The sequence below is a fragment of the Streptomyces sp. NBC_00344 genome (assembly GCF_036088315.1).
Classification (GTDB): domain Bacteria; phylum Actinomycetota; class Actinomycetes; order Streptomycetales; family Streptomycetaceae; genus Streptomyces.
Map to the genome: position 1 here is coordinate 3031854 of NZ_CP107996.1, position 23717 is coordinate 3055570.

7 protein-coding genes are annotated in these 23717 nt (G+C 72.6%); 2 read left to right on the forward strand and 5 right to left on the reverse strand.

Annotation, left to right across the window (positions count from 1 at the left end):
* Positions 1 to 10: 10 nt before the first annotated feature.
* The 5 genes from OHS16_RS13760 to OHS16_RS13780 are packed head-to-tail and all read right to left on the reverse strand — an operon-like array spanning position 11 to position 21279.
* Entirely contained in the window at positions 11 to 1198 is a 1188-nt protein-coding gene (locus tag OHS16_RS13760) for a M20/M25/M40 family metallo-hydrolase (protein WP_328537483.1), read from the reverse strand.
* Positions 1195 to 2517 carry an MFS transporter gene (locus tag OHS16_RS13765; RefSeq protein WP_328537484.1) on the reverse strand — a complete coding sequence of 441 codons (1323 nt, stop codon included), beginning with the start codon at positions 2515 to 2517 and terminating at the stop codon, positions 1195 to 1197. The genes OHS16_RS13760 and OHS16_RS13765 overlap by 4 nt, the downstream gene beginning before the upstream one ends.
* Positions 2514 to 13406 (reverse strand): non-ribosomal peptide synthetase, encoded by a 10893-nt coding sequence (locus tag OHS16_RS13770; RefSeq protein WP_328537485.1) that lies wholly within the window; start codon positions 13404 to 13406, stop codon positions 2514 to 2516. Before OHS16_RS13770 ends, OHS16_RS13765 begins: the two co-directional genes overlap by 4 nt.
* Positions 13403 to 16732, reverse strand: coding sequence for a non-ribosomal peptide synthetase (locus OHS16_RS13775; RefSeq protein WP_328537486.1), 3330 nt, complete (start codon positions 16730 to 16732; stop codon positions 13403 to 13405). Before OHS16_RS13775 ends, OHS16_RS13770 begins: the two co-directional genes overlap by 4 nt.
* A complete protein-coding gene (locus tag OHS16_RS13780; RefSeq protein WP_328537487.1) occupies positions 16729 to 21279 on the reverse strand; it encodes a non-ribosomal peptide synthetase in 4551 nt (1516 codons plus the stop codon). Before OHS16_RS13780 ends, OHS16_RS13775 begins: the two co-directional genes overlap by 4 nt.
* 216 nt (positions 21280 to 21495) lie before the next feature.
* Between OHS16_RS13780 and OHS16_RS13785 the strand changes: the two genes are divergently transcribed.
* Positions 21496 to 22317 carry a thioesterase II family protein gene (locus tag OHS16_RS13785; protein ID WP_328537488.1) on the forward strand — a complete coding sequence of 274 codons (822 nt, stop codon included), beginning with the start codon at positions 21496 to 21498 and terminating at the stop codon, positions 22315 to 22317.
* Positions 22310 to 23704 carry a condensation domain-containing protein gene (locus OHS16_RS13790; protein WP_328537489.1) on the forward strand — a complete coding sequence of 465 codons (1395 nt, stop codon included), beginning with the start codon at positions 22310 to 22312 and terminating at the stop codon, positions 23702 to 23704. Before OHS16_RS13785 ends, OHS16_RS13790 begins: the two co-directional genes overlap by 8 nt.
* The last annotated feature ends 13 nt before the right edge of the window (positions 23705 to 23717 follow it).

Sequence of the window (23717 nt, forward strand, 5' to 3'; positions counted from 1 at the left end):
TGGGCGGCGGTCAGGCGTGGTGGCCGTACCAGTCCACGACGGAACGGAGCAACCCCTGACAGCCGAGCGCCAGTTGTCGGTCCGGGGTGGACTCCAGCGGGGAGTGGCTGATGCCGCCGGTACTCGGGACGAACAGCATCGCCGTCGGCACGTGCGCGCTCAGCACGCTCGCGTCGTGGCCCGCGAAGCTCAGCAGTGAGCCACCGAAGACACCGCCGGTCTTGAGGCAGGCGTCCTGAAGGACCTTGACCGCCTCGCTGTCGAAGCCGGTGATCGCCTTGTGCGAGAGGAGCTCGACGCTCGCCGTGCAGTTCTCCTCGGCCGCTGCGGCATGCACGGCCCCGGTCAGCTCGTCGCAGGCGCGGCGCAGCGCGGACGCTCGTCCGGAGCGCCATTCGACGGTGAGCCGGGCCTGTCCGGGTACGACATTGGGGGCGCCCGGCAGGAACTCGATGAATCCGACGTTGAAGACCATCGCCGGGTCGATCGCGGCGAGTTTCGGCGTCAGCCCCGCCAACAGCCGGGCGGCGGCTCTGCCCGCGTCGGCCCGATCGGCCATGGGCGTGGTGCCCGCATGGTTCGGCACGCCGAAGACGTTGATCTCATGCCGCTCGATGCCGACGATGCCCTCGACGACGGTCAGATCAGTACCGGCCGCCTCCATACGGGGGCCCTGCTCGATGTGGAGTTCGTAGAACGCGGCGATGTCGCGGAGCCCGTCGCCGGAGACGAACGCGGTGGAGCCGGTGAGCCCGCCGGCCGAGTCGGGCCGGGCGCCCTCCTCGTCCCAGAACCCGGCGATCCGCACCCGGTCGGCAGCCGGGTGGCCCGCCTCACGCAGGGTGCGAAGGGTCTCCAGGGCGGCGATGACTCCGTACGAGCCGTCGAGCCGGCCACCCGCGGGCACGCTGTCGGTGTGTGAGCCGAGCAGCAGCGCGGGACCGGTCCCGCCGGGAGAGCGGGCGAAGACGTTGCCGATCTCGTCGGTGTCCGTCAGCAGCCCGGCGTCCTCGATCCGGCGCATCAGCCAGGCCCGCGCCGCCACGTCCGCCGGGGACCCGGCGACCCGGTCGACCCCGCCGTCGGCCCGTCCCCCGAACGTCGCGAAGACGTCCAGGTCACGCAGCAGCCGTCCACGATTGATCCGCGGCACCGGGGCGTCGGGCAACACGCCCGCGGGATGCGAGGGGTGGGTCACGGTTGATCACCTCGGGTGTTGTCGTCGTTCTGTTTCAGGACGGAGGAGCCGGGTCCGGCGGGGAATGGATCCCGTTCCGCGCGGGCGGCCGGCAGGACCAGGACGAGGAGCGTGAGCAGCAGCATGACCGCGCCCATCCAGAGCCCGGTGGTGGCGATGCCCACCGCGCCGAGGAGGTAGCCGCCGGTGAGGGAGCCGAGGGAGTTGGCGCCGGAACCGAGGAAGCGGGCGGTGCCCTGGACGCGTCCCTGGAGTTCGTCGGGGGTGTTCCGGGTCTGGTAGACCCCGGCGGCGACGTTGAGCAGACCGCAGATGAAGGAGACGGCGGCCAGCAGCAGCGCCAGCGCGACCGGCCCGCGGACATACGCGGTGAGCGGCACGAGCAGCGTCCACACGGCGCAACCCAGCAGCAGCGTGGCGCGCATGCTGCTGCGCCGGGCGACCGGCGTGGACAGCGCGCCGAGCAGCCCGCCGACGCCCCCGCACGCGGTGACGAGGGACACCGTGGACGGGGAGTGACCGCCGTTCTTGAGGACCACCATCACGGTGAGTACGAGGGCCTGGAAGACCAGGTTGGACCCGGCGATCAGGCCGACCAGGACGCGCGCGAACCTGGCCTGCCACAGTCGGCCGATGCCCTCCTTGATATCGGCGAGCAGTGGCCGGGCCGGGCCCTGCGGGGCACCCTTCAGCTTCCCCTTGATCCGCAGGAAGCAGAGCGTCGCCACCGCGTCGGCGACGGCCGTGCACGCGAAGGGCAGCGAACTCGAGAGGGTGAGCAGGAAGCCGCCGCTCGGCTGGCCCGCGAGTCCCATGGCCTGCCGTCGCGCCTCGTTCTGCGAGAGCGCGACGGGCAGTTGGTCGCGCGTGACGACCGTGCGGACGGTGGCGCGCTCGGCCAGGTCGACGAAGATGCCGCGGCTGCCGTCGACGAAAGCGGCCAGCATCAGATGCGTGAGCCAGATGTGTCCTGACAGCACGGCCAGGGCCACGCTCGTCATGGCGAGCGTGCCGAGGACGTTGCACCACAGCATGATCCGGCGACGGTCCCAGCGGTCGACGAGCGCACCCGCCGGGAGCTGCACGGTCAGGTTGGGCAGGGCGGCAGCGAACCCGACCAGACCGGACTGGAAGGCTGATCCGGTGTGGTAAAGGATCAGCAGGGGGAAGGCGGTGAGGCCCACCCGTGAACCGAACTGCGAGACGCTCGCGCCCATCCACAGCCGCATGAAGTCGCGGTTTCTGCGCAGCGGAACGGGAGCGCCGGCATCCGCGGCCGCCGGCGGAGCGGCGGCCGCGGAGGGCGTGCGGCGCGTCATGACCGGCGGGCGCCTTCCTGCCGCTGCTCGCGGGCCTCCGCCTCGCCCATCGCCCGCTGCCAGAAGCCCGCGAGTCGCCCGGAGTCGGTCCACCCGTTGGCCATCAGATGGGTGACCAGGGATCGGCCGTGCACGGAGTTCGTGAGGACGACGGTGCCGTCGCCGGCGTTCGCCCGGATCCCGAACATGGCCTGATAGCCGGTGGCCTGCCCGCCGTGTCCGAACTCGAGGTCGACACCGGTGTCGTCGATGATCGTGCCCCAGCCGTACGGACGGTCGGAGTGCGGCGTGAGCATCTGCTGCACCAAATTCTGTGACACCAAGGCCCCTTCACGTCCGATCGCGCTGTCGCGTACCGCAAGGACGAGCTTCGCCAGGTCCGCGGCCGTGGTCCACAGCCCGCGTGCCGCGGACTCGGGGTAGACCCGGCGCCCGCCGGGCAACGGGTCTCCCTTCAAGTCGTGGCCGTGCGCGACCGGCTTGCCGGAGGTCTCCGGGTGGTCCGGGGTCACACCGCTGTCACGCATACCGAGCGGTGCGAAGACCAGTCGCCGCACGACCTCGGGGAAGGTCTCCCCGGTGAGGTCCTCCATGGCCTGCTGAAGGATCAGGTAATGGACGTTGTTCAGCCGGAATCTGGCACCCGGCGCGAACTCCCGCCGCGCCGGCCCCCCCTCCGCCGGGGCGCGCCCGTGCAGGATGTCGAGGACGGTCGGCCAGGGCTCGTCGGTGTCGTAGCCGGAGCGCCGGGCCGGTGAGGGCTCGGCGAAGCCGGCCAGGTTGGAAACCAGGTGGCGGAGAGTCACAGGCCGACCGCCCGCCGGAACGCGCCAGTTCACGAGATGCCGGTTGACGTCGTCGTCGAGGTCCAGGCCCCGCTCGGCGATCAGTCGCAGCAGCGTGAAGGTCGTGAGGTGCTTGGTGATGGACGCCGCCGCGAACAGCGTGTCAGGCGTCACCGGCTGCCGCCCCCGCGCGTCGAGGACGCCGTGGCTCTCCACGGACACCAGCTCACCGCCGCGGATCACGGCGACGGTCGCGCCGGGGATACCGTGCTCGGCCATCACCTCGGACACCCCCGATGCCGCGGGCTGCCTGACGGCCGGAGTGTTCGAGCCGCCCGGGGCGCCCCGGCCGCCGCCGGAGCCGCCGCCCGGTCCGTCGCTCCCGCCTCCAGTCCCACCGCCGGCACCGCCGTCGTCGTCACCGTCACCCACGAGCTCGGTCAGCTCGGCCAGGTGCTCATCGGCGAGCCGCCGTACCGTCACCGGGTCGTGGACGTCGCCGCGGTGGGTCCAGCGGACATACAACTGACCGCCGGACACGATCGCTTCGACGTCCAGCAGACGGCCGGTGTCGTCGCTGACGCCGCCCGCGGCGTGCGCGAGGAACGTCTCCCCGGCTTGCCGGTCCGGTACGTGGGTGAGGGCGAACCCGACCTCGGGGTGCGGCTGGGAGCGCAGCTCGGCCGCCGCGTCCGGGTCGGCGACGCCGTCCCGGAGCAGCCCGTAGCCGTAGCGGGGCATGGGCAGCGCGGTGAGCTGCCGGGCCACCGAGCGCAGCAGCTGCGGCAGTTCACGTCCGCGCGGCAGCCAGAGGCCGACCGGCACGCTGTCGGTGAGCGGACCCACCGTGCGGGCGAGCGCGGTGTCGTCCTGGCGCGGGTCGTGGCGCAGGGCGATGTCGAGCCGGTCACTGCCGGCCCAGCGGCCGAGCACCCGGCCGAGCGCGGCCAGTACGGCCGCCTCGGGGTCCTGCCCGGCCAGCAGAGCGGCAGTCGGGCCGCCCGGGAGCATGGTGGTCACCGTGTGGGCGGTGGCGGTACGGGCCTCGGCGCGGTCGCGCGGCAGGGCTGCGCCCGGCCTGCGGTTCAGCCAGGCGGAGGCCTGGTCGAGAACCTCCGGCGACACGGCCTCGGCGGCGAGCCGACGAGCCCACTGCCGCAACGGCGTTGCGACGGTCGGCAGTTCGACCGTTTTGCCGGACACCAGCCGCTCGTACGCGATGTTGAGGTCTTCGGTGAGGACGGTCAGCGATGCCTCGTCGGCCGCCGTGCCGTGAACCACGATCCACAGCTCGGCCAGCACCTCGGTGTCGAGAAGCCGGTCCTCACCCACATCGAACAGGACCGCCTGCACGACAGGCCCGGCCACCGGGTCGAGGCGGCGACGCGCATCGGCCACGGCCGCGGTGAGGGCGGCGGACCGCTCATCGGCCGCGACATGGGCGAGCGAGACGGCATCGAGCAGCGACGCAGACTCGTCCGGGGCGACCGTGCCGCCCCGGCGCCCGGGGTGGAGGTCCAGCCGCAGCCGCAGCGCATCGTGATGCGCTACGACCGCCGCCAGCGCCTGGGCCAACAGGTCGGCGTCAGGGCGTCGGCCCAGCGTGAGCCGCAGCGTACGGTCGGCGGGTGCCTCGTCGTCGGTCCTGAGCTGGACGGGGAGCAGCTGCAGCAGCTCGGCGTCGTCCGTCCCGGCCTCCGTCTGACCCGCGGCCGCGGTCCCCGCGGAACCGCCCACGCCGGCCCCCGGCTCCTCCACCGCAGGCCCCTCGGTCCGGTCCGCGAGTGCCGCCATCTCGGCAAGCGAACCCGCCTGGTAGATCATCCAGACCGCGAGCGGCACCCCGGCCTCGCGGGCCGCGGCGAGCATCCGTACGGCCAGGATGGAGTGGCCGCCGAGGTCGAAGAAGTTGTCGTCGGCGCCGATGGTGCCGAGGCCGAGCACATCGGCCCAGACCGCGGCGAGCCGCTTCTCGGTCGGGGTGCGCGGCGCGGTGTGCTCGGTGCGTGAAGTCGCGCCCCGGTCGGGCTCGGGCAGCGCCCGGCGGTCGAGCTTGCCGTTACTGGTGAGCGGGATCTGCTCGAGGACGGTGTACGACGCCGGGACCATGTACTCGGGCAGCCGCCCGGCGAGGTGCTCCCGCAGTGCGGCCGTGTCCACGGTCGCCCTGGTGGTGTCCGCGGTTGCCGCGGTGCTGTCCGTGGCAACGAGGTACGCGGCCAGGGAGGCGTCGCCGTCGTCGTTGCGGTGCAGGACCACGACGGCCTCCCGGACGGCCGGATGATTCTCCAACACGTGCTGGATTTCGCCGAGTTCGACGCGATAGCCGCGGATCTTCACCTGGTCGTCGATCCGGCCGAGGAACTCCAACGCCCCGTCCGTGCGGAACCGCCCCAGGTCGCCGGTGCGGTAGAGCCGGGACCCGTTCTCACCGTACGGGTCGGGCACGAACCGCTCGGCGGTCAGAGCCGCCCGGCCGAGGTATCCGCGGGCCAGGCCCACGCCGCCGATGAACACCTCGCCGGGGACCCCGACGGGCACCGGCTCCAGCCACGCGTTCAGCACATGGGTGGAGGTGTTGGGCAGCGCGTGGCCCAGGGGCGCGGTGCCGGACTGCTTTTCGTCCACCGGGTGAACGGTCGCGCCGATGGACGTCTCGGTCGGGCCGTACTCGTTGATGAGCCGTCCGGCGCCGAGCGCGGCGACGTAATGGTTGGCGGTGCGGGGCTGGAGGGCCTCGCCCGCGACCAGGATGCGCCGGGCCAGCTTCGGCAGTTCGTCGGAGCCGAGCTGGTGCGTGAGCAGATCCAGGTGGCCGGGCGTCAGCTTGATGAAGCCGTACGGTCCGGCCTGCACCAGCTCGCGGCCCAGGTCGCCGGGGGCCGTGGAGGCGGGCAGCACGGTGACCGGTCGGCCCGTCATCAGCGGCACGTAGAGGTTGGTGGCGGGCAGGTCGAATGCGATGGAGGAGAACAGCGGGGCGCCGCCCTCGTCCGCGGTCAGGTCCCGGGCCGCCCACCGCAGATGGTTGGCCAGGCCGCGCTGGGTCACCATGACGCCCTTGGGGAGGCCGGTGGACCCGGACGTGTAGATGACGTATGCCAGGTGGTCGGGGTCGCTCGTACGGGCCGGCCGGGCCGCGGACTCGGCGGCGATGGCGTCCTGGGCCAGGTCGAGATCGAGGCGGACGGTGTCGTGGCCCCCGGCCGCACCCGCGAGCGTGGACTGGGCGACCAGGACACGGACGCCGCTGTCGGCGAGCATGTGGGCGAGCCGGTCCGCCGGGTTTGCGGGGTCGAGCGGCAGATAGGCGGCGCCCGCCTTCCACACGCCGAGCAGCGCGGGGACCAGATCGGGCCCTCGGTCCAGGTGGACGCCGACGAGGGTGTCGGCGCCGACACCGAGCGCGATGAGCCGGTGAGCAATGCGGTTGGCCCGCTCGTCCAGCTCGCGGAAGGTCAGGCGCCGGTCGCCGCTGATGACTGCGGGCGCGTCCGGGGTCCGTTCGGCGGCCTCCTCGATCACGTCGACGACCGAGCCGGCCGGCCAGTCGACGCCTGTGTCGTTCCACTCGGTCAGTAGTCGCGTGCGCTCCGGCTCGGGGAGGAACGAGGCGGTCGCGTCACCGTCCGGATTCTCCGCGATGGCCTCGAAGACCTGCCGGTACATGGCCGCCATGCGCTCGGCGTTCGCCCGGCTGATGTTCTGCGAGCGGGAGCCGAGGACGAGGTGGCCGTGGATTGCGAAGACGCTCATCGCGAACTCGTTGCCGCCGACACCGAACCCTCCGGCCATGTCCACGGACTCGTCGACCTGGTGGAAGTCCAGGAAGTTGAACGTCACGGAGACCAGCCGGTCACCGCTGCCGACGAGCCGCTGGATCGCGGGCAGTGGATACCGCCGGTGCCCCCAGGTCCGGGTCTCCCGCGCGAACGTACGCGCCACCAGCTCACGCCACGTACGCGCCGAACGGTCCGCCGGGAACGGGACGCTGTTGAGGTGCATGCCGAGTACCCGGTCGCCGCCCGACGCCTCCAGACGGGCGTGGGTGACCAGGCCGGCGTGGAAGAACGGCTCAGGCGTGAGGCTGCTCAGGACCTTCAGGTGGGCGGCCAGGACGACCGTCTTGAGGGAAGCACCGCACTCGTTGGCCAGCTTCCGCAGCGGCTCCTCCAGGTCGTGGAAGGGCACGCGGACGTGGAATACCTCGTCGGGCCCGTCCTGGCCCCAGCCGTCCGGCAGCGCGAAGGGGGTGTGCCGGCTGACGACGTCCTGCCAGTACGTCTGGTGCTTGCCGTCTTCCAGCGCCTCCAACTCGGCGGCTACGACATCGGCGTACCGCACGGCCGGCAGGTCGTAAGGGGGCACCGGTTCGCCGTCGCGGATGTGCCGGTAGACCTCGAGGAGCTGCATGAGCAGCGTGTGGTAGCTCCAGCCGTCGGTGATGGCGTGGCACTGCGTGAAGGTGATCCGCCAGGCCCGGTCGGACTCCAGGTGGACGTTCACGCGCATCAGTGGTGCCGCCGCCAGATCGAACGGCCTGCCCCGCTCGTCCGCGATGAAGTCGAGCCCGGCCTGCTGCTGTTGCTGCTCGTCGAGGCCGCGCAGGTCGTGCAGCGCGAGCGGGATCTCCGCGCGGGCGTGCACGAGCTGGAGGGGCTGCGCGTAGTCCGTCAGCGCGATGGACGTTCGCAGGATCTCGTGCCGTGCGACGACCGTGTCGAGAGCCTTGCGCAGGGCCGGGAACGAGAAGGGGCGCTCGTCGGGGATACGGAAGCCGGTCACCGAGTGGTAGGCGTTCCGCTCGGTGTGGTTGAGCATCTCGACGATCATGCCGGTCTGCACCTGCGACAGCGGATACGCGTCGAGGACGTCGTCGGGCAGCGCGGCCCGGTCCGCAGCGGTGATCAGCTCGTACGGCGCGGTGGTGCGCGTCAGGTCCCGGCCTGTGTCCTGCCCGGCGAGCCCCTCCGCGAGGCGGGCCACCGTGCCGGCCTCGAAGATCTCGCGGATGCCGACGTCGAACCCGGCCTCGCGCAACACGCCCGCCATGCGCACGGCACGCATCGAGTCCCCGCCGAGGTCGAAGAAGCGGTCGTGGACGCCGATGTCGTCGATGCCGAGGATGCCGGCCCAGACGCCGGCGAGCTGCCGCTCCAGCGGGGTGCGCGGCGCGGTGTGCTCGGTGTGTGCGAACGCGTCGCGGTCCGGGGCGGGCAGCGCCCTGCGGTCGAGCTTGCCGTTGCTGGTGAGCGGGATGCGGTCGAGGACCGTGAAGGACGCGGGGACCATGTACTCGGGCAGCCGCTCGTCCAGGTGGGCACGGAGTGCGGCCGTGTCGACCTCGGGTCCGTCCGTGCCGACGACGTACGCGGCGAGCGCGCCGTCGCCGCCGGTGCCGTGCAGCACGACGACGGTCTCCTGAACGGCCGGGTGCTGACCGAGGACGTGCTGGATCTCGCCAAGTTCGACGCGGTAACCGCGGATCTTCACCTGGTGGTCGATCCGGCCGAGGAACTCCAGCGCCCCGTCGGCGCGGAACTGCGCGAGGTCGCCGGTGCGGTAGAGCCGGGAGCCGCTCTCGCCGTACGGGTCGGGCACGAAGCGTTCGGCGGAGAGGCCGGGCCTGCCGAGGTAGCCGCGGGCCAGGACGATCCCGCCGATGTACACCTCGCCGGGCACCCCGACCGGCACCGGCTCCATCCACCGGTCCAAGACGTACATGGAGCTGTTCGGCACCGGCGTGCCCAGGGGCATGAGGTCCAGCTCGGGGATCTCGGGCAGCGGGGTGCCGGAGTTGCCGACGGATGCCTCGGTGGGGCCGTACTCGGCGGCCAGCGGAGTGCCCTGAGATCCGGCGAGTTCGCGCCAGCGGAGCGCGAGGCGGGAGCTGAAGCTGTCGCCGGCGCCGATCACCAGACCGGCGAGCGAGGCCGCCTGCTCGCCGGTCAACTGGTGGGTGAGCAGATCGATATGGCCAGGCGTGAGCTTGATGAACGAGAATGGTCCGGCCGCGGCGAGTTCCCGGCCGAGCTCATCGGACGGCATGTCCTGCGGCAACAGATGCACGGTCTGACCGAGCAGCAGCGGCGCGAACAGGTCGGGCAGGCCCAGGTCGAAGGAGATCGACGAGAAGACGGGGGCGCCGCCGGTGCCGTGTGCCCCGTACGCCTCGGAGGTCCACAGCAGGTAGTTGGCGACACCGATGTGCGGTACCAGGACGCCCTTGGGTGAGCCGGTCGAGCCCGACGTGTACATAACGTACGCGAGGCTGTCCCCGTCGCAGAGTGGGGCGGGCCGGGTGTCCGGCTGCGCCTCTACGGCGGCGCGGTCGGCCTCGCGGTCGAGGACCAGGAGGGTGCCGTCGTGGACATCCGCCAGCTCGGTGGCGTACGGGCCGCTGGTGACGACGAGGCGGGCGCCTGTGTCGTCGAGCATGTAGCGCAGCCGCGCCCCGTGCACGGACGGGTCGAGTGGCAGGTAGCCGGCGCCGGACTTCCAGACGCCGAGCAGCGTGGGCACCAGGTCGACGCCACGGTCGAGGCGGACGCCGACGAGGGTTTCGGGGCCCGCGCCGAGAGCGCGCAGCCGGTGGGCGATGCGGTTGGCCCGTTGGTCGAGCTCGGCGTAGGTGAGCTTGCCGTCGCGGTGGCTGACGGCGACCGCGTCCGGGGTCGCCGTGGCCTGCTCCTCGATGAGCCGGTACACCGGCAGTTCGGGCGCGGTGCCCGGCGTGGCGCCCAGCTCGACGAGGAGCCGGTGGCGTTCCGTCGCGGGCAGGAAGGCGACGGTGGCGTCGCCGTCGGGACCGCCGGCCATCGCGACGAGGACCTGCCGGTACATGTCGACGAGGCGCTCGGCGTTGTCGGGGCTGATCAGGTCGGTGTGGCTGGACAGGTTGACGTATCCGCCGCTGGCGACGACGGTCAGGTCGAACTCGTTGGCGGCGCCGCCCGCGCTGGCCTTGCTGTCGACGGAGTCCGAGTCGACCTGGTGGAAGTCCAGGTACTCGAAGACGACGGACAGCAGCCGGTCGCCGGTGCCGGCCGGGCTCGCGCCGCGCTGGATCGCCGGCAGCGGGTAGCGGCGGTGCCCCCAGGTCTCGGTCTCCCGCGCGAAGGTACGCGTGACCAGCTCGCGCCAGGTGCGCGCCGAGCCGTCGGCCGGGAACGGCACGCTGTTGAGGTGCATGCCCAGCACACGATCGGCACCGGGCGCCTCGAGACGGCTGTGGGTGACCAGACCTGTGTGGAAGGACGGTTCGGCCGTCAGGGAGCTCAGCACCTTCAAGTGGGCCGCGAGAAGCACCGACTTGAGCGATGCACCGCAGCCGACGGCGAGGCGCCGCAGCCGCTCCTCCAGGTCGTGGAAGGAGACCTGCAGCCGGTAGGGCTCGCCCTTGGTGCCGGGTTGACCCCATGCGGCAGGCAGCGTGAACGGCGCGTGGTCGGAGGTGGTGCGCTGCCAGAACTCCAGGTCCTCGGCACTGTCCAGCGCCTCGAGCTCGGCGGCGACGTAGTCCGCATACCGCACCGACGGGGCATCGTACGCAGGCAATGGCTCGCCGTCCCGTATGAACCGGTAGGTCTTCAGCAGCTCCATCAGCAGGGAGTTGAGGCTCCAGCCGTCGGTGATGGCGTGGCACTGGGTGAACGTGATCCGCCACGCCTCATCCGACTCCACGTGCACGGTGACCCGCAGCAGCGGCGCATCCGCCAGGTCGAACGGCCTGCCGCGCTCCTCGTCGATGAAGTCGAGCCCGGCCTTGCGCAGCCTCTCCTCGTCGAGGCCACGCAGGTCGTGCAGCGCGAGCGGGATCTCCGCGTGGGCGTGCACCAGCTGGAGAGGCTGGGAGAACTCGGTCAGCGCGACCGACGTCCTCAGGATCTCGTGCCGCCCTGCGACGATGTCGAGCGCGCCGCGCAGCGCGCCCGGGGAGAACGGGCGCTCATCGGGGATCCGGAAGTTGGACACCGAATGGTAGGCGTTCCGCTCGGCATGGTTGAGCATCTCGACGATCATGCCGGTCTGCACCTGCGACAGCGGATACGCGTCGAGGACGCCCTCCGGGAGCCGGTCGCGGTCCTCGGCGCCGATCAGTTCGTACGCGGCGACGGTGCGGACGAGGGTGGCGTCCGGCTCCTGCCCGGCGAGCGACTCTGCGAGCCCGGCGACCGTGCCGGCTTCGAAGATGGAGCGGATGCTGACGTCGAACCCGGCCTCGCGCAGCGCGCCCGCGAGCCGCACGGCACGCATGGAGTCCCCGCCGAGGTCGAAGAAGTTGTCCTCGACGCCGACGGTGTCGCGGCCCAGCGTGGTCGCCCACACGGCGGCGACGCGCTCCTCCAGCGGCGTGCGCGGCGCGACGTGCGCGGCGCCCTTCTTCGGACGGGTGGCCCGGGGACGGTCGACGATCTCCAGGGTGCCGTCGGCGAGGTAACGGGCGCGCAGGCCGTCGACGCAGGTGACCGGCCCCAGGTAGACGTCTCCGGGCACGCCTGTCGGGGCGAGGTCGCCGCGGCCGTCGAGCACCCGGACCGTCAGACGCTCCGGCAGGGCGCCGGTGAACGTGTCGAGGACGGCGCGGATGTCGTCGGCTGCACGGGCTGCGTCGTTCCAGACGGCGAGCCGCTCGCGCTCAGCCGCGGGCAGCAGGTCGACGGCCGTGACCAGGGTCTCCGGGTCGGCGGTGACCGCGTCGAGCAGCCGTGCGAAGTGGGCGGCCATGCGCTCGACGGTCGCGCCGTCGTAGAGCGAGGTGGAGTACGAAAGCCGGGCCCGGAGAGGGCCCGTCGCCGCCTGCTCCACGTTCAGGGTGAGGTCGAACCGGGCGACCCGGTCGTCCATCAGCGACGTGGTGTCAAGACCCGGCAGGTCGAAGGCGGCATCCCGGCTCTCGTGCAGCACGAACGCGGTCTGGAACAGCGGCGTACGCGACAGGTCGCGCGCGGGCTCCAGCTCGTCGACCACCTGCGCGAACGGCACCGCCTGGTGATCGAAGGCGTCGAGGACGGTGTCGCGTACGTGGGCCAGCAGCCCGGTGAACGTGGGGTCGCCGTCCCAGCGGGCGCGCGCGACGAGCGTGTTGATGCCGTAGCCGAAAAGCCGCTGCAGCTCAGGCCTGGCGCGGCCGGACACGACGATGCCGACGGGGATGTCGGTGCGGTCGGCGTGCCGGGACAGCAGCCCCTGGAACGCGGCCAGGAGCACGGTGAAGAGCGTGGTGTCGTGCGTGCGGGCGAGCTCCTGGGCCCGGTCCGCGACCTCGGCGGGGATGTCGAAGGCGACGGAGTCACCGGACCAGGCGCGCACGGCGGGCCGTGGCCGGTCGGTGGGCAGCTCCAGCGGCTTCAGCTCCGCGAGCCGGTCACGCCAGTGGCCGAGCTCCTTCTCCAGCGTGCCGCCGCTCATCTCCTTCCGCTGCCAGGTGGCGAAGTCGGCGTACTGGACGGAGAGTTCGGGCAGCTCTTCGACGGGCCCGACAGTGGCGGACCGGTAGAGCGTGCTCAGTTCATCGGCGAACACGCCGACCGACCAGGCATCGCAGGCGATGTGGTGGAAAGTAACGGTGAGCAGGTGCTCGTCGTCGGCGAGCCGGAACAACCGGGCCCGGGCGGGCCATTCACGGCCGAGGTCGACGGGTCGCGCGATCTCCTCGTCGACGAGCCCGCGCAGCCGCCGCACCCGCTCGTCACCGTCGAAGGCGCCGAGGTCGGTGACGGGCAGCCCGGCGGCACACGGCGCGTCGATCACCTGCCGTGCCCCGGCCTCGGTGCCGGGGGCGAGCTCGTAGCGGGTACGGAGGATCTCGTGCCGGGCGAGCAGCCGCTCCCACGCGTCGACGAGCGCGTCCGTGTCAAGGGTGCCGCGCAGCCGCAGCACCACGGGCACCAGGTATTCGCCGCTGTCCGGGGCGAGTTGGCTGAGAAACCACATCTGCTGCTGCCCGAAGGACAGCGGGAGCGGTCCGTTGCGGTCAACGGGTCGAATGGCCGACCTGCGGTTGCCGCGCTGGCCGGCGAGCCGGCGGCGCAGCAGTTCGTCACGCAGCGAGTCGGTCTCCTGTCGGCCGTCCCGGCCTGTGTGCGTGCTGTCGACGCTCATGCCTTGTACTCCCTCGCCGCTGTGCAGCCGTCGTCGAATGGGGGCCCGGTGCGGGTGTCGGTGTCCGGGCCCGGTACGGCCCGGTCCGCGGCGAGAACCGCCGCGGCGAGACCGCTGATCGTCAGTCGTTCGAAGAGCGCGGACACGGGCAGGTCGATCGCGAACTCGCGGCGGATCCGCATGAGCATCCGGACGACCGACAGGGACCGTGCGCCGTGCTGCGACACGTTGTCGTCGGGGCCGAGACCGCGCAGCCCGAGCACCTCGGCGCAGAGCGCGGCCACGCGGGCCTCCGTGGGATTGCTGGGGCGACGGGCCGCCCCCTGTTCGGCGCCCGGCGCCGGGAGGGCACCGAGGTCGACCTTGCCGCTGACGCTCAGCGGCACCCGCGGGATGGCCACGAACGCGGCCGGGATCATGTATCCGGGCAGCTTGGCCGCGAGGTGGCGGCGCAGCGCCGACACGTCGGTCCGGCCCGCGGCGACCACATAGGCGATGAGCCGTTTGGTGCCGGGGCTCGATTCGCGGACCACGATCACTGCGTCCCGGATCGCCGGATGCTCGGTCAACACCGCGCGGACCTCGCCGAGTTCAATGCGGTGGCCGCTGATCTTCACCTGGGTGTCGATCCGGCCCAGGAACTCGACGGTGCCGTCGGCGTACCGACGCGCCAGGTCGCCAGTGCGGTACAGGCGGGCGCCGGGGGTGCCGTGCGGGTCGGGCACGAAGCGGTCGGCGGTGAGTGCCGGGCGACCGTGATAGCCGCGGGCAAGCCCGGAACCACCGATGCACAGCTCTCCCGCGACGCCCGGCACAACCGGCTCCAGCGCCTGGTCCAGCACATGGAGGGACTCACCGTTCAGCGGCTGCCCGAGCGCCATGCCTGCCGTTGCTCCGGCCTGTGCCTGAGCCGTCACCTGCGGACCCACCTGCCAGGAGGCGGACCAGATGGCCGTCTCCGTCGGCCCGTAGACATTGGTGAGGGCCTTGACCCTGGAGCGCAACTCCCCGGCGAGCCGGGCGGGCAATTCCTCGCCCCCGGCGAGCGCGGTGACGGTGGGCCGGTCGAACCCGACGGCCAGCAGCAGCCGCCAGCCGGACGGGGTGGCCTGCACATGCGTCACCCGGTGCTCGTCGACGAGCCGCAGCAGCGCCGCAGGGTCCTTGGCCTGCGTGTCGTCCGCGAGAACCACGCGGCCGCCGGTGATCAACGGCAGGTACAGCTCCAGCCCGGAGATGTCGAAGGACACGGAGGTCGCGGCGAGCCAGTCACCCGTGTACTCCGGCTCGGCGAAGGAGTGCAGCAGCTGCGCGAGCGCACCGTGCGGAAGCATGACGCCCTTGGGGGTGCCCGTGGAACCGGAGGTGAAGATGACGTACGCGAGGTCGTCGGGGCCGTGGTGGGCGGCGGGCGCGTCGGAGGGTTGCCGTTCGACGGCACCGAGTTCGGCGGTGGAGTCGAGGACGACGGCCCTCTCCGCGTACACGGCCGGGATACGCGACGTGAGCGCCGACTCGGTGAGGATGAGCGGCGCGTCGGTGACCGAGAGGATGTGGGCGAGCCGCTCGTCGGGCACGCTCGGGTCGAGCGGAACATAGGCGGCACCTGAGCGGAGAACACCGAGCAGCGCGGGGAGCAGCGCGGGCCCGCGATTCAGGAGTACGCCGACCAAGTCGCCCCGTCCGGCGCCGAGTCCGCGGAGTCGGTGGGCGATGCGGTTGGCGTGGGCGCCGAGGGTGCGGTAGTCGAGGGTGGTCTCCCCCGCAATGACCGCCACAGCGTCCGGGCTCTCGGCGGCCCGGACCGCGATCAGCTCCGGAACGAGCGGCTCACAGTGGCCGGCCCGGTGGGGGCCGCCCGCGGCGAGCACGTTCCGGGCGAGTGGGCCGGGCATCCGGCTCATGGCGGCATCCCCGTCCGGGTCATCGGCCATCGCGACGAGCACCTCCCGGTAGATCCCGGCCAGCAGCTCCGCGTGCGTTTCGTCGAGGGCGTCGTACGCCGCGTCCAGCACGAGCGCGTCCTTGAAGACCCGGACGACGAGCGGGAACTCCGTGCCGTCGTGGTCGGGGCCGGCAGCGGGATCCGGATCGAAGAGGACGTCGGCAAGCCGGCCGGGGGTACGGGCCGCGCGGCGGACGGCGGCCCACGGGTAGTGGCGGTACGGCTCGGTGTCCGACGCTCGGCGCTCGGTGGCGGCGACGAGCTCTCGCCAGGTGCCCGTTGCTTGGCGGTGGGGAAAGGGGACCGTGTTGCGGTACGAGCCGAGGGCGAGAGGGGCGAGCGCCACGGCGCCGGAACGGTTCGGGATTCCGGTGGTGGTGAACGCCGTGTCCGAGAGGACGGGGAGGCCGGCGGCGCTTGCCGTCCCCGTGCCGGACTGCTCCGGACGTCCGTCGTTCCGGACCGCGGTGTGGAAGGCCGCGTCCGGCGTCAGCGACCCCAGTGCCCGCAGGTGCGCCGCGAGCAGGACCGCGCCCAGTGGCGTGCCGGCCCGGTCGCCGAGGGTGCGCAGCTCCTCCGACAGATCACCGAACGGAACCCGCACGGTGTGCCGTCGCCCACGGTGGTCCGGCGTGCCCCAGCCCTCGGGCAGAAGCAGCGGCGCACAGGTGTCCGCGACGCGGCGCCAGTGGGCGCGCGGGGCCGGGTCGTCGAGGGCGGCGCGCTCGGCGGCCACGTACGCGGCGTACGGCACAGCGGGCGCGACGCCCCCGCTCCCGAACGCCTCCTTCTCGTACGCCTCTTTCTCGTACACCGCCGCCAGCTCGCCCAACAGTCGTTCGGCACTGCCCGCGTCGAGCAGGGCCGGGCTGTAGGTGAGGACAAGGCGCAGCGCCGTGTCGGTCTCGAGCTGGGCGGCGAGCCGCAGCGGGGGAGCTGTCGGCAGCGGGACCTCGCGCTCGACGACCTCGTGCGCACCGAAGACAGCGGCGCGGCGCGGCTCGTCGAGGGCACGCAGGTCGTGCACGGACAGTGGGATCTCCGCTTCGGCGTGGACGAGTTGCAGCGGCACGCGATGGCGTTCGACGGCGAACGAGGTGCGCAGCGTGTCGTGCGCCGCCGTCAGTGCATGGAGGGCGCGCCGCAGGTCATGCAGCGCGAACGGGCGGCCGAGCACCTGGCGCCGCACCGCGATCAGGTTGCCGGTCGCGGGGGCCGGGGCGGTCAGGACGCGGGCCAGCGCGTCGGCCTGTGCCTCGGCGAGCGGGTAGGCGTCGACGAGTCCGTTGGGCAGGCCGCGCCGGTCGGCGCGGGAGAGCTGCGCGAAGCGGTCCACGGGCGGCGCGGCCGTGGCCGACGATCCGGTGAGGGCGATGCTCATGCGTCGATGTCTCCTGCCGTGTCCGGTGCAGCCAGCAGCTCCGCGTCGGACATCTGCTCGATCTCGGCACGGACGGCGTCCTCGACGGCCTCGGCGAGCTGCCGCACGGTCGGTGACTCGAAAACGGTCCGCACGGACAGTTCGAGGTCAAACTCGTCCTGGAGGCGCGCGGCGAGCCGGATGACGAGTAGGGAGTGGCCGCCGAGGTGGAAGAAGTGTGCGTCTGCGCCGATTCGTTCGACGCCGAGGAGATCGCCGAACATGGCCGCGATGCGCTCCTCGGCGACACCGGTCGGCGGCGTGTACGCGGCGTCGCCGGCCTCCGCGTCCGGCGTGGGCAACGCGTCCCGGTCAAGCTTGCCGTTGGCGGTGAGCGGCACGGAGTCGAGGGCGGTGAAGGTGGCGGGCACCATGTAGTCGGGCAGCAGGGCGGCAAGCAGTTCGCGCAGGGTGCCGGGTTCGGGGGCCCGGTCGGGCTCCCCGGGCACCACGTACGCCGCCAGGCCCCGCTCTCCCTGCCTCGGTTCGTGCACCACGACCACCGCGTCCCGCACCCCCGGCAGCTCGCGCAACCGGGCCTCGATCTCGCCCAGTTCCACGCGGTATCCGCGAATCTTGACCTGCTGGTCGGCGCGGCCCAGGAACTCGACCGCGCCATCGGCGCGGCGGCGTGCGAGGTCGCCGGTGCGGTAGAGGCGGCCGCCGGGCGCGCCGTACGGGTCGGGCACGAAGCGGTCGGCGGTGAGGGCGGGGCGGCCGAGGTAGCCGCGGGCGACGCCCGCGCCGCCGATGTACAGCTCGCCAGTGACGCCGACCGGGACCGGGTGCCCTGACACGTCGAGGATCACCGCCGTGGTGCGGGGCAGTGGCAGACCCAGGGGGACCGTGCCGGTGTGCCTCTCGTTCACCGGGTGCACAAGCGTGCCGATGGAGGTCTCCGTAGGCCCGTACTCATTGAGCAGCCGTCCGGGACCGAGGAGTTCGGACCAGCGCTCGGCGAGCCGGCCGGGCAGCTCCTCGCCGGCCACGACGACCGTCCCGGCGAGCGCCGCGGCCTCCGCGTCACCGAGCTGGTCGCCGAGGATCTCCAGATGCCCCGGTGTCAGCTTGATGAAGGCGTACGGGCCGCCGTCCACGAGCGCCGCACCGAGCCCCGTCAGGTCACCGGCGGGCAGCACGTGCACCGGACGCCCGGCGATCAGAGGCCCGAACACGTTGGTCGCGGGCAGGTCGAAGGCCACCGAGGAGAACAGCGGCGCCCCGCCCTCGGACCCGATCAGGTCCTCCTCGGCCCACCGCAGGTGATTGGCGAGCCCTCCGCGGGTCACCATCACGCCCTTGGGGGTGCCGGTGGAACCGGAGGTGTAGATGACGTAGGCCAGGAGTTCCGGGTCGGACACCCGGGGCGGGCAGGTCTCGGGACGGGACGCGAGGGCGTCCCGGTCACGGTCCAGCAGGACCCGCTCGCCGGCGAAGTCACAAGCCGCTCCCTGCGCGGCCGTGTCGGTGAGCAGGACATCGGCGCCGCTGTCGCGCAGCGCGTGCGCCAGCCGTTCGGCCGGGCCCGCAGGGTCGAGCGGCAGATAGGCGGCACCCGCCTTCCACACGCCGAGCAGCGCGGGGACCAGTTCGGGTCCACGCTCCAGCAGCACCCCGACGACCGTGTCGGGCCCCACCCCGGCCGCGGCCAGCTGGTGCCCGATGCGGTTGCCTCGCACGTCCAGCTCGCGGAACGTCAGCCGCTGCTCGCCGCTGACCACGGCGAGCGCGTCCGGCGTCTTGGCCGCCCGCGCCTCGAACAGGTCGAGCAACGACGCGTCGTCCCAGTCCCGCGCCGCCCCGGTCCGGTGGACGTCCAGCGCGGCGTGCTCGTCCTCGGACAGCAGGTCCAGCTCGCCGAGCCGGGCGCCCGGATCGTCGGCGATCGACTCCAGGAGCCGCCCGAAGTGACCGGCCAGCCTCTCGACGGTCTCGTGCTCGAACAGCTGGGTCGCGTATTCGAGGACACCGGTCAGCTCCCCGTCGGCCTCGCGCCGCAGGTACAGCGTGAGGTCGGTCTTGGCGACCCGGCGGTGCCGCAGCAGCAGCTCGCTGTCGACGTCGCCGGGCATGCCGCCGCCGACCTCTTCGTCGTTGAAGTTGAAGGCGACCTGGTAGAGCGGCGTACGCGACAGGTCGCGCTCGGGCCGCAACTCCTCCACCAGGTGCTCGAAGGAGACGTCCTGGTGGGCGAAGCCGTCCAGAGTGGTCCGCCGCACCCGGTCGAGGGACTCGGCGAACGGCACTCCGGCGTCGAGGCGGCAGCGAAGCACGAGCGAGTTGAGGAAGAACCCGATCATCCGGTCCGTCTCGGGGCGCGTGCGCCCGGCGACCGGCACGCCGACCGCGATGTCCCACTGCCCGCTGTGCCGGGCGAGCAGCGTGGCATAGGCCGTGAGGAGGGTCATGAACGGGGTCGCCTGGTGGGTCCGGCCCAGCGCCGCGACGGCCTTCGCGACCGACGCGGGCACCCGGATGGGCACCAGGCCGCCGCGCGGGTCGCGCTCGGCCGGGCGCGGCCGGTCCGTGGGGAGTTCGAGGGCGCCGACGCCCCCGAGCTCGCGGCGCCAGTAGTCCAGCTGCGGGGCGAGGCGGTCCTTGTCACGCCACTGCCGCTGCCATACGGCGAAGTCGGCGTACTGCGGCGAGGTTGCGGCCGCTTCCGGCTCCTCACCCGCCTCCAACACGGCACACACAGCGCGGAATTCGCGTTCCAGAAGAGTCGCCGACCAGCCGTCGCATGCGATGTGATGGATCGTCACCAACAGCGTCGCCTCGGCATCGTCGTGGCGCCGTACCAGCAGCGCCCGCCACAGCTTCCCGGATGCCAGGTCGAAGCCGGTGTCGAAGGCGCGGGCGACCTCCTCGTGTGCGTCGTCCGGCGGGCAGTCCACGATCCGGAGGTCAACGGGGGTGGGCTCCTCCACGATCTGGACGGGCTCGCTGCCCTGGCTCAGGTAGCGGGTACGCAACGACGTGTGGCGTACGGCGAGCAGGTCGAGCGCCGACCGTACGGTCCCCTCAGCGAGGTTCGCCGGGACGCGCAGGATCAGCGGGACGACCCATTCCGGGCTCTCGGGGTGCATCCGGTCCAGGAACCAGAGGCGGCGCTGCCCGAACGACAGCGGCAGGGGTGCGCCCCGCTCCACGGCCACGATGGGCGGCGTGTCGTCGGCGGGCACGGTCAGCAGCGCGGCCTGCGCCTCCACGGTCACGGCGGCGTACAGGTCGGACAGCTCCAGGGACCGGCCGGTCTCCCGGCCGAGGCGCCCTGCGAGCTCGGCCAGTTGGAGGGAGTAGCCGCCGAGCTGGAAGAAGTCGTCGTCGACGCCGATGCCGTCCATCTCCAGCAGTTCCGCCCAGACCCCGGCGACCAGCCGCTCCTCGGCGGTGCGCGGCTCGACGTACGCGGGCCGGTCGGCATCCGCAAGGAGCAGGCCATCGGACGCCGCGTCACCCTCGACAGGCCCGAGCAGGTCGAACGAGTCGTCGCCGCGCTGCCGCACGAGCAGCCCGGTCGGGTGGAGCCAACCGTCCTCGGGCCTGTACGGGTCGGGCAGCAGCCGCTCGGCTCCGGCCGCCACGGCCGTGCGGACCGTCAACTCGCCCGGGATGCCTGGCGGAACGGGCTCACCGTACTCGTCGATCACGACCACCCCCTCCGGGTCGAGGGGGGTGCCGATTCCGGGGCCGCCGCCCGTCCCGCTGCGGGCGGTGACGGCGGCGCCCAGGAGTCCGGTACCGTACGTGCGCCAGACGGCGGTGGCGGCAGGGAACGACCACGGCTCGCTGTCATGGGGGATTCCGTCGATCACCACGGCGCGCAGAGCGGCGGCTTTCCCGTACGGCGCCTGCGGGGCGTTCACGTCCCAGGCGTGCACGGTGATGCCGTTGTCGCGCATCGCCTCGGTGAGCGCCGCTCCGTCGGTCCAGGCACCGGCCGGCAGGACGACGAGGGGGGCTCCGCAGACGAGGGCGGCGCCCAGAGTCCAGAGCCGACCGTCGAGTTCGCCGGTCGGCGGCAGCGCGAGCCGGTCGTCGGAGGTCACCACACCGTGGTCCAGGAGCCACTGCGCCTGGCGGACGGCGGTGGCGTGGGTGACCGATTGCATGATGCCGTCGGCGGCGGTGTGGAGCAGCGCCTCGCCGGCGGTCGCCGGGGCCTCGGCCGCGTCCTCCACCGGCCCCGCGTTCCCATCCGCTTCGGTCAGTACGAGGTCGCAGGCGGTTTCCCGTCCCGCGTCCGCAGGACCGAGCAGGGTCACCGCGCCGCCCGAGCGCCAGACGCCGAGCAGCGCGGCCGGCAGGTCGGCGCCCGCCGAGAGGCGCAGGCCGACCCGGGTGCCGGGAGCGGCGCCCCGGTGACGCAGCAGCCGTGCCCATCGGTCGGCCCGCTCGTCGAGGTGGGCTGCCGTGGTGACGGTCGCGCCGTCGATGACCGCGACCGCGTCCGGAGAGCGGCGCGCATGCAGCGCGAAAAGGTGGTGGAGAAGCGGTTGCCGCGTCACAGATGTTCCCCCGCGCGTCGACGGTGATCGGTCCGGGGAAAACCCGGATGGGGAAACAGACTGCGGAGGTCGCCTATCACCCGCCTATATGGAAGCGGCGACCGTGAACGGGAATGCACCGGCGATTTGCGTAATCCGGCGGTTCAGTAGGGAATTTCGTGCGGGTGCCATCCGCGATATCGCAGGAATATAGCCGCGCCTTCGAGCATGACCGCCATGACCCAAGCGGACAGCGTCTGGTTCCACCGGAGCGGCGGCTCTTCCCGGCCCGCCCTGCGGCTCGTGTGCTTTCCGCACGCGGGCGGCACCCCGGCCTTCTTCCACCCCTGGCACCGCCGGCTTCCGGCGGGCGTCGAGGTGCTCGCCGTCTGCTACCCGGCGCGGCAGCACCGGCTGCTCGACGCGCCGGTGGACACCATGGACGTCCTGGCCGACCAAGTGACGGACGCGCTGGTGCCGTACGCCGAGGACGACGTACCGCTGGCCTTCTTCGGACACAGCATGGGCGCGGGCGTCGCCTACGAGGTGGCCCACCGCCTGGAGACCCGGCACCGCCTCGGCCCGGTGCGCCTGTTCGCGTCCGCGTTCCGCGCCCCGCACCGGCGCCGGCCGCTGGCGCAGCCGACGGACGACGCGGCGATGCTGGCGGAGCTGCGGCTGCTCGGCAGCTCCGCGATGGCCGCACTGGACGACCCGGCGCTGGCCGAGGTGGTGATGCCGTCGCTCCGCGCCGACCTGCGCCTGGTGTGCGCGTACTGGCGGCCGCGGCCCGAACCGTTGAGCTGCCCGCTCGTCGGCTACGCGGGCGCCCAGGACAAGGAGGAGTCGGGCCCTGAGGCGATGAGGTCCTGGGCCGATCTGACCACGTCCCGTTTCGAACGCCGCCTCTTTCCCGGCCACCACTTCTATCCGGAACACTGCGAGGCGGAGTTGCTGGCAGACATGTCCGGGCACCTCACCGACGATCTGCGACTGCTGAGTGCGCGGGCCGCGGCCCGGCCCCCGGCATCCGCGCCGGGAGGCGGCGCCCATGCGTGACGCGCACCCCTTGTCGTACGGACAACAGGCCCAGCTCTTCCTGCACCGGCTTGCGCCGCACAGCGCCGCGTACCACACGGGCATCGCCGTACGAATCCGGTCCGCCGTCGATGTGCCGGCCCTCGGGGACGCGGTGCGCGCACTGGGGCGGCGGCACGAGATGCTGCGGTCGCTGTTCACCGAGGTGGACGGCGCACCGGTGCGGATCGTCGACGACGCGCATGCGCCCCGGCTGGATCGTCGGCCTCTGTCGGGCGCCACGGAGGACGAGCTGGCGGAGGCGGTCTCGCGAGCACTCCGCGACCCGTTCCGGCCGGCCGAGCAAGGCGCGTTCCGGTTCGTGCTGCTCACCCGTGACCCGCACGACGCGGTGTTGCTCGTCGCCGGGCATCACATCGCTACGGACGCCCTGTCCGACGCGCTGCTGCTTCGCGATGTGCTGAAGCTCTACGAGGAGCGGGTCACCGGGGTCCCGGCCGGACTGCCGGTGCTGCGCGCGCACCACGACGAACTCGTCGAGCGCGAGAAGGCGTTGCTCGGATCAGCGCGCGGTACCCGGCTCGCCGAGCAGTGGCGGCGGGTCTGCGAGGGTTCCGTCGCCGCGCAGCTGCCGACGGACCGGCCGCGCAGGCCCGAGCAGTCGTTTTCCGGCGCGACCTGCCGGGTGACCGTGCCGAAGGAGTCCGCCGAGCTGCTGACGGGGGCCGCGCGCGCCGCCGGGGTCACGCCCTTCGCGGTGCTACTCGGCGCGTTCCAGGGCGTGCTGCACCGGACGACCCGGCAGCGGGACTTCCTGCTCGGCTGCCCGGTGACGACCCGGCTGCGCCCGGCCACCCGCGAGATGGTCGGCAACTTCATCAACACAGTCGTACTGCGGGCACGGTTCACACCGACGACGACGTTCGGCGATGCCGCGCAGGCCGTGCACGCGCAGGTCCGTTCGGCGGTGCAAGGCCTGGAGTATCCGTTCGCGCACGTAGCCCGCGGGGCCGGCAGGTCGCCGGGGGCCGGGTCGCCCCGGGTGTACGGCATCACGTTCAACCTGCTGGCCACGGGCGGCCTCGACGAGGCGCTGCGGCCGCTCCTCGACACCGCGCACGCCGACACGACGACCTCGTACGCCGGCCTGACGCTGGCGCCGTACCCGCTGCCGCAGCAGGAAGGCCAGCTGGACCTCGGCGTCGACGTCCTGCTCGGGGACAACGGCCTGACCGTCGACTTCCGCTACGACGACTGGCTGTTCGACCCGGACAGCATCGCCCGGCTGGCCGCCCACTTCCTGCGCGCCGTGGACATCGCGACGACGTCCCCGGACACCCCCATCGCGCGGGCGCGCCTGTGGGGGGCTCCGGCGCAGCGGTCACCTGCGGAGTCCGTACGCCGCTGACCCCACACCCATC